Origin of the sequence: Rhodoferax sp. (genome assembly GCF_030646845.1) — a bacterium.
In the GTDB taxonomy this organism is placed as follows: Bacteria; Pseudomonadota; Gammaproteobacteria; order Burkholderiales; family Burkholderiaceae_C; genus Rhodoferax.
Genome location: NZ_JAUSLE010000051.1, coordinates 101,844 through 117,370, shown reverse-complemented (window position 1 = coordinate 117,370; position 15,527 = coordinate 101,844). Strand labels below are relative to the sequence as shown.

10 protein-coding genes are annotated in these 15,527 nt (G+C 62.2%); 7 read left to right on the top strand and 3 right to left on the bottom strand.

Translation table 11 applies throughout. The features are described from left to right. Positions 1-3 precede the first annotated feature (3 nt). Both Q7T10_RS12485 and Q7T10_RS12480 read right to left on the bottom strand, forming a co-directional pair. Positions 4-831: a class I SAM-dependent methyltransferase gene (locus tag Q7T10_RS12485; RefSeq protein ID WP_304748640.1), complete on the bottom strand. Its 828-nt coding sequence runs from the start codon at positions 829-831 to the stop codon at positions 4-6. Positions 832-892: 61 nt separating this feature from the next. Next, entirely contained in the window at positions 893-1,255 is a 363-nt protein-coding gene (locus tag Q7T10_RS12480) for a group 1 truncated hemoglobin (RefSeq protein ID WP_304748638.1), read from the bottom strand. 209 nt (positions 1,256-1,464) lie between these two features. Here Q7T10_RS12480 and Q7T10_RS12475 point away from each other — a divergent pair, with 209 nt between their 5' ends. The 6 genes from Q7T10_RS12475 (at position 1,465) to Q7T10_RS12450 (ending at position 10,687) form a co-directional block, all read left to right on the top strand. Beyond that, a complete protein-coding gene (locus Q7T10_RS12475) occupies positions 1,465-4,491 on the top strand; it encodes an AAA family ATPase (RefSeq protein WP_304748637.1) in 3,027 nt (1,008 codons plus the stop codon). A 335-nt stretch (positions 4,492-4,826) separates the two neighbouring features. Further along, positions 4,827-5,753: a PEP-CTERM sorting domain-containing protein gene (locus Q7T10_RS12470; RefSeq protein WP_304748634.1), complete on the top strand. Its 927-nt coding sequence runs from the start codon at positions 4,827-4,829 to the stop codon at positions 5,751-5,753. 77 nt (positions 5,754-5,830) lie between these two features. Further along, entirely contained in the window at positions 5,831-8,116 is a 2,286-nt protein-coding gene (gene pgaA / locus Q7T10_RS12465; protein ID WP_304748631.1) for a poly-beta-1,6 N-acetyl-D-glucosamine export porin PgaA, read from the top strand. 66 nt (positions 8,117-8,182) lie between these two features. Then, positions 8,183-9,430, top strand: coding sequence for a poly-beta-1,6-N-acetyl-D-glucosamine synthase (gene pgaC / locus Q7T10_RS12460; RefSeq protein WP_304748628.1), 1,248 nt, complete (start codon positions 8,183-8,185; stop codon positions 9,428-9,430). Next, entirely contained in the window at positions 9,427-9,900 is a 474-nt protein-coding gene (gene pgaD / locus Q7T10_RS12455) for a poly-beta-1,6-N-acetyl-D-glucosamine biosynthesis protein PgaD (protein ID WP_304748626.1), read from the top strand. The genes pgaC and pgaD overlap by 4 nt, the downstream gene beginning before the upstream one ends. A gap of 175 nt (positions 9,901-10,075) precedes the next feature. Next, entirely contained in the window at positions 10,076-10,687 is a 612-nt protein-coding gene (locus tag Q7T10_RS12450; protein ID WP_304748624.1) for an outer membrane beta-barrel protein, read from the top strand. A 91-nt stretch (positions 10,688-10,778) separates the two neighbouring features. Here the strand turns inward: Q7T10_RS12450 and Q7T10_RS12445 are convergent, their stop codons facing one another. Further along, positions 10,779-13,058: a nitric-oxide reductase large subunit gene (locus tag Q7T10_RS12445; RefSeq protein ID WP_304748621.1), complete on the bottom strand. Its 2,280-nt coding sequence runs from the start codon at positions 13,056-13,058 to the stop codon at positions 10,779-10,781. Positions 13,059-13,391: 333 nt separating this feature from the next. Between Q7T10_RS12445 and glgP the strand changes: the two genes are divergently transcribed. After that, positions 13,392-15,527 (top strand): alpha-glucan family phosphorylase, encoded by a 2,136-nt coding sequence (gene glgP, locus Q7T10_RS12440; protein ID WP_304748618.1) that lies wholly within the window; start codon positions 13,392-13,394, stop codon positions 15,525-15,527.

Genomic DNA, 15,527 nt, shown 5'->3' with positions numbered 1-15,527 from the left:
CGGTTAGTGGATCGTGATTGCGACTTCCAGGTACTCGCTCGGCACGACCATCGCGCCGTCGCTTGCGCGGTTGAACCGTTGCACGAGTCCTATCAGATCGGCGGCCAAGGACTCCTCTTGGGCGGTCCCCACCGCGTTGAAAGCCTTTTGCATCGGGCCGTAGTAGGTCCGGAAGGTGTCGAGCCAGTGCTGAGGCGTGCGGTAGCGAAACACGAAGTCCTTGTGGGTTGTTTCGAGCGTGGCGATGCGCTCATTGAACAGCTCGCGCAGTCGTTCTTCGGTGCCCCACAGCGAGGCCGGTTTGACGCCGGCGGGTGGGGGGATATAGCGCCCGATCACCTTGAACAACTCACCGATGAAGCCGGGCGGCGTCCAGTTCGCCAGCCCGATCTTCCCGCCTGATTTGCACACGCGGGCGAGTTCACTCGCTGCCCGGTCCTGGTTCGGTGTAAACATCACACCGAACGTGGACAGTACGACATCAAACGATGCGTCCGCGTAAGGGAGGTTCTCGGCATCCGCTTCTTTGAACTGCACGGCCAGGCCCTCGGCACTCGCCCGCGCCTGACCCCGTTCGAGCAATGCGCCCACGTAGTCGGTCGAGACAACATCGCACCAGCGTCGCGCCGCTGCCAGCGTGGCGTTGCCATTGCCGGCAGCGACATCCAGCACACGCGCGCCTGCACGTAAATCGAGCGCTTCGCACAGCGTCTCGCCGACGATCTGCAAGGTTGTTCCGATGACGGCGTAGTCGCCTGCCGACCAGGCTGCCTGCTGCTTCTGCTTGACCGCCCCCAAGTCGGTGGCCAGTGGCGGTGATAAGGTTTCCATAATCGTGCTCCTTGAATAAGGTTTTTACTTCAGATGGTTTGCGTGGGCTGGGCGTATTGATCTATACGCGGATGATCTGGTCCTTGAGCGAATACAGAATGGCGAGGACGTCTTTCTTCGAATCCTCGTCTATGCCATTCTTGTTCAGCGCCACAAAGATGTCATCAATCACTACCAAGAACTCTTGCTCACTGACGTTCATGCCTTTGTGCGCGGCGAGCATGCCCTTGCCGGTGTAAGTTTGGGGACCGCCCGAGCCAGTGGTTAAAAATTCACGCGACAACTGTTTGATATGCGCCATGTCTTTGATGTTCTCGAAACGGGTCTTGACGAGGGGATTGGCCAGGTGTGTGGCAATGATGTCGTCCACGAGGCGCGCGATACCGTCTGCGCCGCCCAGTCGTTCGTACAGTGCAGTAGTCATAGGAAACTCCTTTTGAGGTTGAGGGTCTTCGCTGATTTCACCGTGATCCAACGCATTCGCGATTCCGGAACACGCCAAGGCATTGCACACCATCGGCCTCGGCGCAGGGTCACCACGAAATGGACAAACAGGGATACAAAAAGAGGGACAGCGGCAAATTGCAGGCATAAGATGCGTCGACACGGGCAACGAGGACTGAGGCACCGGATATGGACGAACGAAGCAATTCTTTCGGATACTGGCTGCGGCGCAGACGCAAGGCGCTTGATTTGACGCAAGACGCACTGGCGCAAAAAGTCAGTTGTTCGCAGGCTGCCATCAAGAAGATCGAAGCCGAGGAACGCCGGCCTTCGAGAGGGCTGGCCCAACGCCTGGCGGAGCAACTCGCCATTCCCGCGCAGGAGCGGGCGGCGTTTCTGCAAGCCGCCCGTGCCTTGCGAACTTCCGACCGCTTGCCGCTTGACGAATCGCCCATCGAGGCACTGACCGCCGCTGCCGCAAGCGATGGGCTCGCATTTGCAGGCGAGCAAAAGTCTCCCTTTGTCGGGCGCACCAACGAGTACGGGCAGTTCCTCGGTCTGATCGCCAGGCTGACGGCGGGCAGCGGACAGGTGGTACTCATCGAAGGCGAGGCCGGCATCGGCAAGAGCCGACTCATGCATGAAGTAGCGCGCTATGCGCGGCAGCGGTCTTTGCCGACGCTGGTCACGAGCTGCTATGAGATTGAACGCGCGATAGCGTATCAACCTGTCATTGACCTCGCCACGCAGGCGTGCGAGGCCACGTCCGAGACCCGGCTACGCAGAATCGCGCCGATTTTCCTCGCCGAGATCGCCGCGCTGGTGCCCGTCATGGCCGCCCGTCTGGTTGAACGGGTGCCACTTTCGGCGGATTTTCCTGAGGCGCGCCAGGCGCGCCTGTTTCATGCACTGGGGCAACTTCTGGACGCGCTGGCGCAAGACCGGCAGTTGATTGTCATGATCGACGACATTCAATGGGCCGACGACGCCAGCCTGCAGTTTCTGCATTTCCTCGCACGGCAGATGGCGGGCCGGCCGCTACTCCTCGCCTGTGCTTATCGGGACGAGGAGCTTGACGACAACGAACGCCTCGCCAGTCTGGTCGAGCGCCTGCGCCGCGAACCGCATACGCGGCACATGGCGCTGACCCGGTTCGGACCAGGCGATACCGAAATGCTGATCGAACGGCTGAACGACCCGAAATTGAGCGCGCCCGATCTCGCCGTCCGCCTGCACCGTGAAACCGATGGAAACCCGTTCTTCCTCTGGTCGATCATGCACTCGCTGAGCGAGGGTGACTGTGCCGTCAGGGATGCTGGCAGCCTGCCGCTGCCGGACGCCCTGCGTGACTCGGTGCGTCGCCGCCTGGCACGCGTGCCGCATGAAGATCGGCCGCTGCTCGACCTGGCGGCGGTGCTGGGCCGTCGCTTTGACTTTGAAACGCTGCTCGCGCTGACCCGGGAACCCGAGGAGCGCTTTTTGCACGCTATTGAGTCTTTGGTGAAGCGCCGGCTCTTGCGCGAGGATCAGGAAGGCGGGTTCTATGACTTCAGTCACGAAAAGGTGCGAGAGGTGGTCTACCGGGACATCGGCATTGCCCGGCGCGTGCTGCTGCATCGAGCGGTGGCCGAGATGCTGGAGCAGCATCCGACAAGCAAAACGCATGAACTCGATGCCCGTCTTGCCGAGCACTACGAGCGCGCCAATGTCTGGCCCAAAGCGCTGCGCTACCTCGGCCTGGCCGCCGACCACTCGCAGAAGCTGTTTGCGATGCGCGAATCGCTGCACTGGTTCGATCGCGCCGTGGCGTTGCTCCAGGCACATCCCGAAGCGGCGACGCAGGCGCAGCAACTCGCCCTGTACGAGCGGCGTGGCGTGGCGCGGGCGCAGGCAGGCCAGACCGAGGGGGCGGTGGCCGACTTTCAGCAGGCGATCGATGCAGCGCGCGCGCTTGGCGAGCACGAACAGGCGCGTGACGTATTGATTCAGCTCGGCATGGCCTATCGACGCGCCGACGCGTATGAGCAGGCCATTGTCTGCCTGGACGAGGCGCTCAAGGTGTCGCTGGCCATGGGCGATGAACGCCATGCGGCAGATACCTTGTATCACCTGGGAACGGTGGCCTGGAGCAATGGTCGCAACGACCTGGCGATCAGCTATCACCAGCAAGCGGTGGATATCTGCGAGCGCCTGGCGCTGACTGACCTGGTCGCCGTGCAGGCGTTTCATGGCCGGGGGGAGGCGTACTTTGCCAACGCCGAACCGGCCGCGGCCATTGCCTCTTTCTCGCGTTCACTCGACCTGGCGCGCGGCATCGGCGACAAGAGCTATGAATCGGAGAACCTGATGATGATCGGCTGGGCTTGCACCGGTCACATGGGGCTGGCTGACTACCAGCGCGCCTTGTCGCACTTCGATGCCGCGCTTGCCATCGCGCGAGCCGCCGACCTGCAGTGGCATCTGGGTCCGACACTGATCGGACGTGCCCATGTGCAGATGGCGCTCGGCAAGTTCGGTGCTGCCTGGGCTGATCTGAACGAAGCGCTGCCCCGCCTAGAGACGCTGCGGCTGGTGCGATACCAGATCATGGCGCATGACGCGCTGGGCTGCCTGTTCCTCGATCTGAATCGGCCCGAGCAGGCGTTGCCTCACTATGAACGGGGCCTGCACGTCGCGCTTGATGCCGGGATCACGTACTGGCGGCCCAGGCTGCAGGCCAATTTGGCGATTGCACAACTGCGCCTTGACATTCCGTGCGATCGGGCGGCGTTGCAGGCGGCTCACCAGTACGCGCAAGATCACAGTGAAGCCTGGTTGACGCTGCGCTGCCTGGAGGCGCTCGCCGAGTTGGCGCTGGCGAATGGCGACGTGGATGGGTGCATCACGCATGCAGACCAGTTGCTGGCGCTGGCAACTCGCGGCGACATGCGGGCACTGGTGGGACAAGCCCATCGCTTGCGCGGTTTGGCATGGCTGGCCGTCAATGCCTTTGAATCTGCACAACACGAGTTGACGCTGGCGGTGACGCTGGCCGAGCAGACCGGCCGAGGCCGATTGGCGTGGGAGTGTCACGGCGCGCTCGCCCGGGTCGCCGCTGGGCTCGGTGACGGCGCCGGCAAAAACAACAGCGAAGCGCGCGCCCGAACGATTGCTGAGCAAATTGTGAAGGATCTCGGTGGATCGGGTTTGACTTCCAATTTGACGTCGGCTCCCTGAGACGACCTCATTCTTTTCACCGCCCAATGATGCGCAGCGATCCCGTGGCTGTCATCGTCCAGCCTTCAATTCAGACACTCGGGAAAAACCATTGTTGCTATTTATTTCATAGCTGCTAAAGCAATGTGGACGATGGTTAGCGGCCAATATCTTATAAAACCATGGCGTCAGCGCCATTGTGCGACCGGATGCCTCGCCGGCGCATTGACTGTGCGAAAAGATCAAACTCAGCGTTTCACAACCCGGTTTACCGTGAATTAGTGCATAGGACGTTTGTAACAATTCGTTGACAATTCGCAAAAGAATTCAAGTTTGTCTTGAAACACGAGGTCAGCATGCGTACACAAAAACTAAACAAAGTTGGACATTCACTGTTGGGTGGGTGCGCTGGATTGCTGTTTGCGGCGGCAGTGCAGGCGGCGCCCACGCTCGCCCCCCTGATTTCTGGCAATGCTGCCCTGGGCAACAGCCAGGTGGGGACCGGGCTGAACGGCAACTGGTACAAGGTGGACGACCAGGCCCACTTCAGCAACCACGTCTACACCGACAGCGTTAACGTCACTGCCCCGATCAAGAACTTCGGGTGGGGCACGGGGTTCTGGTCAACCGGTGACATTGCCCAGTTCACTTCGGGCCCCAACGCCAATCTGATCGCCACCACCACCAGCGTCTCGGCTGTCAGCTTCGCCAACAGCATTTACAACGATCTCTATGGGACCGGTCGCAGTGGCTGGGACCAGGACCACGCCCGCACCCTGGCGCCCATTGTGGCGGCCAGCGCGGGGTGCTCATCCGACCCTGCGGCAGACTGCGCCCAGACCAATTACGCCGCCGTATTCACGGGTTACGTCTATGTAGCGGAGGCGGGCGCTTACGACTTCGGTGTTTTTTCGGATGACGGCTTTGCCTTTTCCTTGTTGGGTGCGGGTGGCACCCGCTTGTCCATGGGTCTCGAAACCCACGCGGACGGTCCAGGGCGAGAGGCTTATTCGCTGAAGACTGAAACTGGCTTGTCGGAATTGGTCCTCGATCCCGGCTATTACGGCATCAACCTCAGCTACTACAACCGCCTGGAAGCGGGTGTGATTGACCTGGGCTGGACGGGAGCGCCGGATAGCTGGCGCACGATCGAGACTGGCAGTCTCTTCCCGGGTAACCAGGTTCCCGAGCCGACCAGCTGGAGCTTGATGGCGCTCGCTCTTGTGGGATTTTGGGCAACGCGCAAGGGCCGCAGTGCCCGCGTCGCTCCTGCTTGTACCTGAAAGGCGTGTGCTGGCGGCGCCTGGTGGCGCCCTGCAAACCGGACGGCTTCTGCAGACAATCCGGCACTGGCGACTTCATGCGAATCACCACTACCAAGCTATTTTTGTCTCTTGGCCTGGCCGTGTCGTCAGCCAGCGCGTTCTCCACGCCGTCGGTCAATTACCAGCAAGCCATCATTGATGCCCGTGCTGGCCGATTTGAGGCCGCGCTGCCGACGCTGGAGCGCCTGGTGCGGGCCCATCCGGGTCGACGCGCCTACCTGTATGACTGGATTGCCGTGCTCAGTTGGGCCGATCGTCATGACGACGCCCTGCGCGCCAGCCGCGACCTGCGGCTGACCAAAGCGGTACCGGATTACGTGGTGGCTGCCATCGGCAAATCGGCGCTCAATGCCCAGCAGCCTGCGCGCGCGGTACAGGCGTATCGCCTGCTGGTGGCGCGTCAGCCCCGCAACGCCGATGCCGCCCGAGGCTTGTCGCTGGCCATGGGCGCGGCAGCGGTCAAAGCCCCCAGCGCGGCTGGCGCGCCAGAGCTGCCCCAGGAGGCCGCGGCCTCTGTAACGCCAACGGTCGCGCTGCCAACCATCCAGGCGACCGACGCCAACGACGAGGCGGCCGCACAGGAGCGCAACGCAAGCCATATCCGCGCCGCGCAAACCGTGCTGGACCAGAACTTCACAGCGGCACGCTATCGTCTCATCGACGCCGCCCTGGCCGAGAATGAAGCATTGACGGCACGGGTGGCAGCCAGCCACCCGGTGGTGGCCGAACGCCTGCGCCTGGACCACATCGTGGCCTTGCGTCTGCGCGGCAGATTTTCGCAGGCGGTGGATGAATTCAAGGCGCTCCAAGCGCAAGGCCGCCCCTTGCCAGCCTACGTCCTGACCGCCGCCGCCGATGCCCTGTTGGCGCTGCGCCAGCCGAAGGAGGCCCGCGCCCTGTACCAGCGTGCGCTGGCCACTGACCCCGGCAGTGCCGGCATTCAAACCGGCCTGGTGTATGCGCAACTGGAGGCTGAAAACTTCCCCGGCGTGAATCAGATCGTGCAGCATCGACTGTCGGATACGCAAGGCAGTCCGCAGGCGCGCCTGCTCGAGATCTCAGCGCTGCGCTGGGCGGATCGCCTGAAGGATGCCGATGTCAAGCTCCTGCAATTGCGCGCCGAAATTCCTGATGATGTGGGCATCTGGCTGGCGCAGGCCGATCTGCTCGCCCAGCGCGGCCTGCCACGTGCGGCTGCCCGGCGCTACCTCGCGGTGCTTGCGGCGGAGCCCGCCCATCTCAAGGCGCGCGTGGGCCTGGCCGAAGTCACCTGGGCTCAGGGTGCCATCCAGAAAGCCGCGCAACTGGTGGCCGAACTCCGGGCCGAGGCGCCCGAGCATCCTGCGGTGCAACGCCTGCTGAGCGCCTGGCAGCGTAACAAAAGGGTGTTCTTTACCAGCGGTGTGACACGGGGCCTGGGCCAGGGGCCGGTCGACGGCAACAACGACACGACGTGGGCTTCCACCCTGTACAGCGGGCAAAGCGAACAGGGCCTGCGTCTGCTGGCCACCCACCATTTGGCCAGTGCGCAATGGTGGTGGGACAAAGCCCATCTTTACGCGGGCGATGCCAGCCATGAGCGTGCCGGCTTGGGGCTGGAGTGGACGCGGCGCGATCTGCAAATCACAGCCGAACTGGGCAGCGATTGGCGCAACGGTGAGGATCACACTTGGGCATTGGGCGCGGGCTGGCAGATCAACGACCAGTGGTCCATGCGCGCGCGCTACGAGAGCCAGACCAACGACTTCCCGCTGAAGGCGCGCGTGCCCGGCGTGGAGTCTGGCTCACCTTGGTATCTGCATGGCAGCAAAGGCGCCCTGGGTGTGGCTTACCGCCGGAACGAATCGGGTCGGGTGGCCGTTGATTTTTCCAGCTACCAATTCAACGACGGCAACCAGCGAGAGGCACTGGCGGCCAACTGGTCAGAGCGGCTCTACAGCGGCTATGGACGTACGCTGGATTTGCAGACTGCCGCCTACACCAGCACCAACAGCCGGCGCGACGCCGTTTACTTCAACCCGCGACGTGATCTGGCGCTGTCGGCGACGCTGACCGGCGACTGGCTCCTGTGGCGGCGCTACAACCGCAGCTTCAACCATCGCCTGGCCGTCACGCTGGGCGGCTACCGCCAGCAAAGTGGCGACGCCAAAAAGGACGATATCTACGGCTGGGATCTTTTTCATGGCCTGCACTATGAGCACGAATGGAAATTGGGGCCAGACCGGTCGGTGCGCTACGGCGTCGGCGTTCGCCGGTTTCCTTACGACGGGAATCACGAGACCAGCCACTACGCTGACCTGACTTTCAACTGGCGGTTTTGAACCAGACCGCTGCAAGCCAAGGCATTTGACGGACATCACGAAAGCATTGAATTGGAAAACGCATTGATGGGCCCCGTCATCCGGATGGTGTTCGACTTCACTTTTTACTACCCGCTGTTCATGTCCTACCTGTGGATGTGCGGCGGTCTTTATTACTATTTTCATTACGAACGGCGCGACCCACCTTATGACCAGCCGCCGCCGCTGGCGGAGTACCCGCCGGTCAGCATCCTGGTGCCTTGCCACAACGAGGCGGATTGCATCCAGGACACAGTGGCCGCGCTGCTGGCGATCGACTACCCTGAATTCGAAATTTTGCTGATTGATGATGGCAGTACCGACCTCAGCCCGCAGATCATGGATCAGCTGGCACGGCAGGATGCCCGCATTCGCGTGATTCATCTGGCGAGCAACCAGGGCAAGGCGGTCGGGCTCAACACGGCAGCCATGATGGCGCGGTACGACTTCTTCCTGTGCGTTGACGGTGACTCCATCGTCGATCCGCACTGCCTGCGCTGGATGATGCGCCACCACACCGCCGGCCCCCGGGTGGGCGCGGTCACCGGCAATCCGCGCATTCGTACCCGCTCCACGCTGCTGGGGCGCATCCAGGTGGGCGAGTTCTCTTCCATCATCGGCTTGATCAAGCGGGCCCAGCGCACCTATGGCAAGGTGTTCACCGTGTCGGGTGTGATGGTCTGTTTCCGGCGCGCCGCGCTGCACAGTGCCGGCTACTGGAACCCGCACGCACTGACCGAAGACATCGACATCAGCTGGCGTCTGCAAATGCAGCATTGGGACGTGCGCTTCGAGCCCGCCGCCCTGTGCTGGATTCTGATGCCCGAGACGCTGCGGGGTTTGTGGCGACAGCGCCTGCGCTGGTCCATGGGTGGCAGCCAGGTGCTGTTCGGCCAGTTGGGATTTTTCCGCAAGTGGCAGCACCGCCGCATGCTTCCGGTGTACATCGAATACTTCACCAGCGTGATCTGGGCCTACACGATGGCAGCCATGATCCTGCTGTGGGTGGCGGGTCAATTCACCACCTTGCCGCCCGCCTTGACGGTGAATTCCCTCCTCCCCGGCTGGAACGGTCTGGTGATTGGCACCACCTGCCTGCTGCAGTTTGCTGTCAGCATGTTTCTTGATCGCAAATATGAGAAAGGGCTGGGCCGCTACTACTACTGGATGATCTGGTATCCGCTGGCCTACTGGATGCTCAATGTGGCGACAACGCTGGTCGCCATTCCCAGGGTCATTCTGCGCGGGCGCCGCCGCGCCACGTGGAAAAGCCCGGATCGTGGATTGCAGCCATGAAGACGCCGCTCATCATCGAACGCCCCGATCTGCAGGCCTGGCAGCAAAAGGCGGTGTTTGGCGTCATGACCGCGGTCTTTTGGGTTGCCTGGTTTTATCTCTGGCTGCCTCTTGTCACCTTGTTCGGGTGGTTGTTCTTTGGGTACCAGTTCCAGTTTCACATGATCCGGCTGGAAGGCTACGAGGGCTTTCTCAACCTGCTGGCGGTCTATGCGCTGGTGATCCTTGGCATGGGAGGAACCTTGATCGGCTGGGCCATCTACAACGACTTCAGATTTCGTGGCATGGATCGACGCAAGCCATCTGCACCCCCCAGCGACCCGCAATTGGGCGAATTCCTGAGTCGCCCGGCGCTTTTCTTTGAGCAATGGCGCTCTTACGCCATCGTGACCGTGCACCACGATAGCCAGGGCCGCATCATTCGCGTCGATCCGGTCGATGATGGGGCCCCCGAGGTGCGCGTGCCATGAGGCTGGGCCGATCCTGACACCTATCTGGCGGGGTGCCCACGCATTTTCCTACAAGTACTGCCAAACATTGCCTACATCGCTGTCGAAGAGGAAGCACTAAAGTTATCTCATTTCCAGCGGGATGGAAATGGTTCTGTCACCCTGGTTCTTTCCCTGGCTTTTCAAAGGAGGCATTGTGAAAAAACCAAACCGCAAAATCGTCAGCCTGCTCGCAGTGGTCGCGTCGCTGGCAGCAGCAGTTGGCGCGCAGGCACAAAGCAGCGAGTCCAGTGCCAGCAGCCCCTACGCGATTTATGGCTCCGGCAACAGCTACATTGGCCTGAATGCCGGGCGGTCTGATTATTCGATGGGCAACGGGACCGGGCTTTATAGCGCCGACAGATACGACGTGGCGTACAGCGTTTACGCGGGCAGCTACTTCAACCGGAACTTCGGTTTTGAGTTTGGCTACCTCGATCTGGGCAGTGTGAACCGCGCCGGCGGCAGGACCAAAGCCGATGGCATCAACCTGAGCGTCGTGGGTCGACTGCCGATTGGCAGCTCGTTCAATCTGCTGGGCAAACTCGGCACCACCTATGGGCGCACGGATGTAACGTCAGGCACCGGCTCGGGTGTGACCGCCGGCACCGAGAAGGAATTCGGCTGGGCGTACGGGCTGGGTGCGGAATACATGTTCAATCCGCAGTGGTCGGCCGTGCTGCAATACGAGGAGCATGACCTGAAGTTTTCTGGCGGGGACCGTGACCGCATCACCTCCACCAGCCTGGGTCTGCGCTACCGTTTCTAGGCGCTTGGCAGAGTGCCCCGGGTGCAGGCTGGAATGGTCAGGCCCGGGGGTATCTCCAGGCGGGCGGGCAGAGGGCCCGTCCGCCATCCGGTCAGGCCTTTGTGGCGTCGGCCAGTGGTGCCGGTGCCAGTTGCTGGCGTTTGCCTGCGGTTAACAAACGCACTGCGAACCAGGCCAGGAACAGGGTGCCGATGGCGAACACCACGTCACCCGGCACGCGCAGCCACACCAGGGTTTCCATGAAAGGCGAATGAATGACTTCCGGCGATCGCGCGAACCACATGCCCCTAGTGATGCTGGCCCAAGCCTGGTAGATGCCGGCCGGCACCAGTGAGATGAACACCATCATGGCGAGGCCAATGTTGAGCGACCAGAACATCGGGGCGAGCAACCGGTCAGACCAGGCCGCACGATCGGACAGCCCCCGCAGACAAAACAGCAGCAGGCCAATGCCCAGCATGCCGTACACACCAAACAGCGCGGCGTGGCCGTGCGCTGCCGTCATGTTGAGCCCTTGCATGTAGTACAGCGCGATGGGCGTGTTGATCGAGAAACCCAGCAGACCGGCACCCACCACGTTCCAGAAGCCGACGGCGATGAAACACAGGATCGACCACTTGTAGGTCTGCACCCAGGGTGCCGCCTTCGAGCGCTGGTAGTTGCGCCAGGCTTCGACCCCGATCATCGCCAGTGGAACCACTTCCAGCGCGGAGAACATGGCGCCAATCGCAATCACGAAAGTGGGCGTCCCGGTGAAGTACAGGTGATGCAGGGTACCCAGAATGCCGCCAAACAGGAACACGATGGTTTCCAGCACGATGGCGCTGTGGGCGGTGCTGGCGCGGATCAGGCCCAGACGGGTGAACAACAGGGCAATGACTGCCGTGGCGAACACTTCAAAGAACCCTTCCACCCACAGGTGCACCAACCACCAGCGCCAGTACTCGATCATCGCGTAGTGCGTATGCTTGCCCCAGGTCAGGGACGTGGCATAAAAGCCGCCGATGCATAAAGCCGCCAGGAACACCATGGCAATCAGGCCGCGACTCTCAGACGGGGTCTTCAGGGCAGGCCACAGTCCGCGACCCAACAGCGTCACCCAGAACAGCAAGCCGATGAACAGCAGGATTTGCCAGATGCGGCCCATGCTGGTGAACTCCAGTCCCTGATTGCCGATCCAGAAGCTGAAATCATTGCCCAGGTGCTGCAAGGTACCGAGCCAGCCAAAGGCGGTAGAGCCGACCACGATGAACAGCAAGGCATAGAACAGCACGTTGACCCCGAGCTTCTGGTATTTGGGCTCATGACCCGAGATCGCCGGTGCGATGTACAAACCGGTGGCCAGCCACGCCGTCGCAATCCAGAGAACGGCAAACTGGGTATGGATGGTGCGGCTCACCGTGAAGGGCAGAATCTGCGCCAGCGGGAAACCAAAGAAGCTCTGGCCCTCGACTGCATAGTGAGCGGTGATCACGCCCATGCCGACTTGCGCCAGGATCAGGCCGATCACCACGTAGAAGTATTTTCGGGTGGCCTTCATGGAGGGGGTCGGCTTCAGGTCGAACAGGGGATCGTTCTTGGGCGGCGTTGGATCGCCTTCTTCTTTGCTGACCGAGTGGTAGAAAATCATGCCCGCAATGGCGGCGATCATGAAGATAATGCTGGCGATCGACCAGATGCCGGCGCCGGCAGTCGGTGTGTTGTCAACCAGCGGCTCGTGCGGCCAGTTGCTGGTGTAGCTCAGATCGGTTTCGCCGGGACGGTCCGTCGCGGCCGACCAGGCCGACCAGAATATGAAGGCCGGCAGCGCCTGCAGATCAAGCGGGTCGGGCAGGGATCCGGCGTTCATTGCGTATTGTTCGCGCAGCTTGTCCAGCGATGCGTCATTGCCGAACAGGCCGACGTAATGCGCCACGACCTGGGTGACCGCCTCGGCGCGCTCTGGTGAGAGCGTGATGGTTCCGGTGCTGGCGTCATAGGTGTTGCGGCGCATCTCGGTTTTGAGCCGGGCGTTGAGTTCGGCCTGCTGACCGATGCTCAATTGCTCGAACGGCTTGCCAAAATCCCCTTGCGCCCAGACCGCACGCAGTGCCAGCGCTTCGCGATGCAGCCAGTCGGCCGACCAGTCCGGTGCCACGTAACTGCCGTGGCCCCAGACGGACCCCAACTGCTGGCCGCCAGCGGACAGCCAGGCCTCCTGGCCGCGTTGAACCTGCCCTGGCGAGAACAGCACAGTCCCCTTGGTGCTGATGACTTGTTTTGGAATGGGCGGGGCGGTCAGATAGATCTCTGTTCCGACCCAACCCAGAACGGCAAAGGAGAGCGCACAGATGACGGCGAGCCAAGTCCAGAGTTTGCGCGTGGCGTGCATGATTTGATTCCCTATGGGTGAAGTTGAAATGTGAATGAGCGGACGGCTGAATCGAAGGCCTGTATACATGCATGTTAACTGCATCTTTTAAAAGATGCAAATAAAATACTGCTTTTGCAAAGGGCCTTTGCTTCAACGAACGCGGGCTGACACGCCTGCGTTGGAGTTGCGACATGTCAAACCCGGCCTCAGAATCGGTGGCCGGACGCTTGTCAAACGAGCCCGCGCCAAAGATACTGGCGTTGACCTGACCGAATGCTCAACCCGTACCGCTTGTCCTTGTTCGCCGGGCAGCGTTCTTTTTGCACATTGACTTTGACATGAGGAACGATCATGTTCGCTGGTGACCATGACATCGAACGTGCAGTGGTCGAACTGGAAGCATTGCTTCCCGAGCCGCTGCGACCGCTCGCACGCATTGCCTACAACTACCGGTGGTCGTGGTCTGCCGATGGCGCTGCCATGTTCGATGCGATTGATCCTGATCGGTGGGCGCGCACCGGGCACAACCCACGGCGCCTGCTGACCGAGACACACCCGTCGATGCTTGAGCGCGCCGCTGCGGATGCCGGCTTCGTTGGCTGGGTTAACCGTGTGGCAACAGAGCTTGACGCAGATCGGGCCCGACCGTGGCAGGGCGGCGACGTCAGCACGGAGCACCCGGTCGCGTTCTGCTGTTCCGAGTTCGGCGTGCATGGCTCCTTGCCGATTTATTCGGGCGGACTCGGCGTACTCGCCGGCGATATCCTGAAGGAGGCTTCTGACCTGGCACTGCCAATGGTGGGCGTGGGCCTGATGTACCGCACCGGCTACTTTCATCAGCGCATCGACGTGACCGGTTATCAGTATGAATACTGGCTTGATGCCGATCCAGAGCGTTTGCCATGCGTCAAGGTCACCGGCGCCGATGGGCGACCGGTCACGGTCACGGTGCCGGTTGACGACGAGAGCGTCGCGGTGCATATCTGGCGGGTCGACGTGGGCCGCGTACCGCTCTACCTGCTGGACACCGATCTTCCCCAGAACAGCCAGGTCGGCCGCTGGATCACGTCGCGGCTTTACGAGAGCAACCGCGCGATTCGCCTGGCCCAATACGCCGTGCTTGGCGTTGGCGGGGTCCGTGCGCTGCGTGCGCTCGGCATCGAACCGGCTGTCTACCATCTGAACGAGGGGCATCCGGTGCTTGGCGTGTTCGAACTGCTGCTCCAGGCGCAGGCTCAGGCGGGGAGCGATGCCGACGATGCGTGGCGCCGCGTGCGCGAGCAGGTCGTGTTCACCACCCACACGCCCGTGCCGGCCGGCAATGAAACCTACCAGCGCACAGAAGTATTGGCGATGCTTGGCCCCATCGCAGATCTGGTCGGCGAACGCGAGCAATGGCTGTCCATGGGTCGTATGGACCCCACCAATCCCGACCAGCCCATGAGCATGACTGTGCTGGCGTTACGGGCCAGCCGCCACGCCAATGCGGTCAGCCAACGGCATGGCCATGTCGCGCGCGCGATGTGGCAACCGCTGTTCCCTGGCCGCGCGGTGGAAGACGTTCCGATCACCCACGTCACCAACGGCGTGCACGTACCCACCTGGCTGCACGGGCCGATGCGCGATTTGCTCGATCGGCATTTGGGGAATGGCTGGCTGAGTCGCGCTGACGAGCCGGCAACCTGGGAGCCGGTGCGGGACATCCCTGCCCCGGAACTGTGGGCAGCGCGCTGTGCCGCGCGTGCGCAACTCGTGGACATGATCACGCGCCGTGCCACCAGCGACCGGCTGCGTCGTGGCGATCCTCTGGACTATGCGGAGGCCCCCAGCAGCGGCTTTGACCCGGACCGACTCACCATCGGTTTCGCCCGGCGACTCGCCACCTACAAACGACTGCACCTCGTCGCACTGCTGCCAGAGCGTGCGCTCGGCCTGATTGGGGGCGTGCACCCGGTCCAGTTCGTGTTTGCCGGCAAGGCCCACCCCGACGACATCGGCGCGAAAGAGGTGGTCCGCCAGGTGTTCGCACTCAAACGGGCACCGAGTGTCGCCGGGCGAGCTGCCTTCCTGGAGGACTACGACATTCCCCTGGCCGGCCACCTCGTCGCGGGCTGTGATGTGTGGGTCAACGTGCCACGGCCGCCGAATGAGGCCAGTGGGACCAGTGGCATGAAGTCGTGCCTCGGCGGAGGGCTGCAACTGTCGGTCCTTGATGGGTGGTGGGCGGAAGCCTGGGACGGGACCAACGGGTGGGCGATCAATGGTGATGTCGACATGGATGCCCAGGCGCAGGACCAACGCGACGCTCGCACCATGTTCGACCTTCTGGAACGGGTGGTGGTCCCTATGTTCCACGAACGCGACGCCGATGGTGTGCCGCAGCGTTGGGTAGCCATGATGCGCCGTAGCCTGCTGACGAACGGGCCCCGGTTTTCGGCCACCAGAATGGTGCGCGAATATGCCGACCGGGTGTACCGGCGCGGCTGA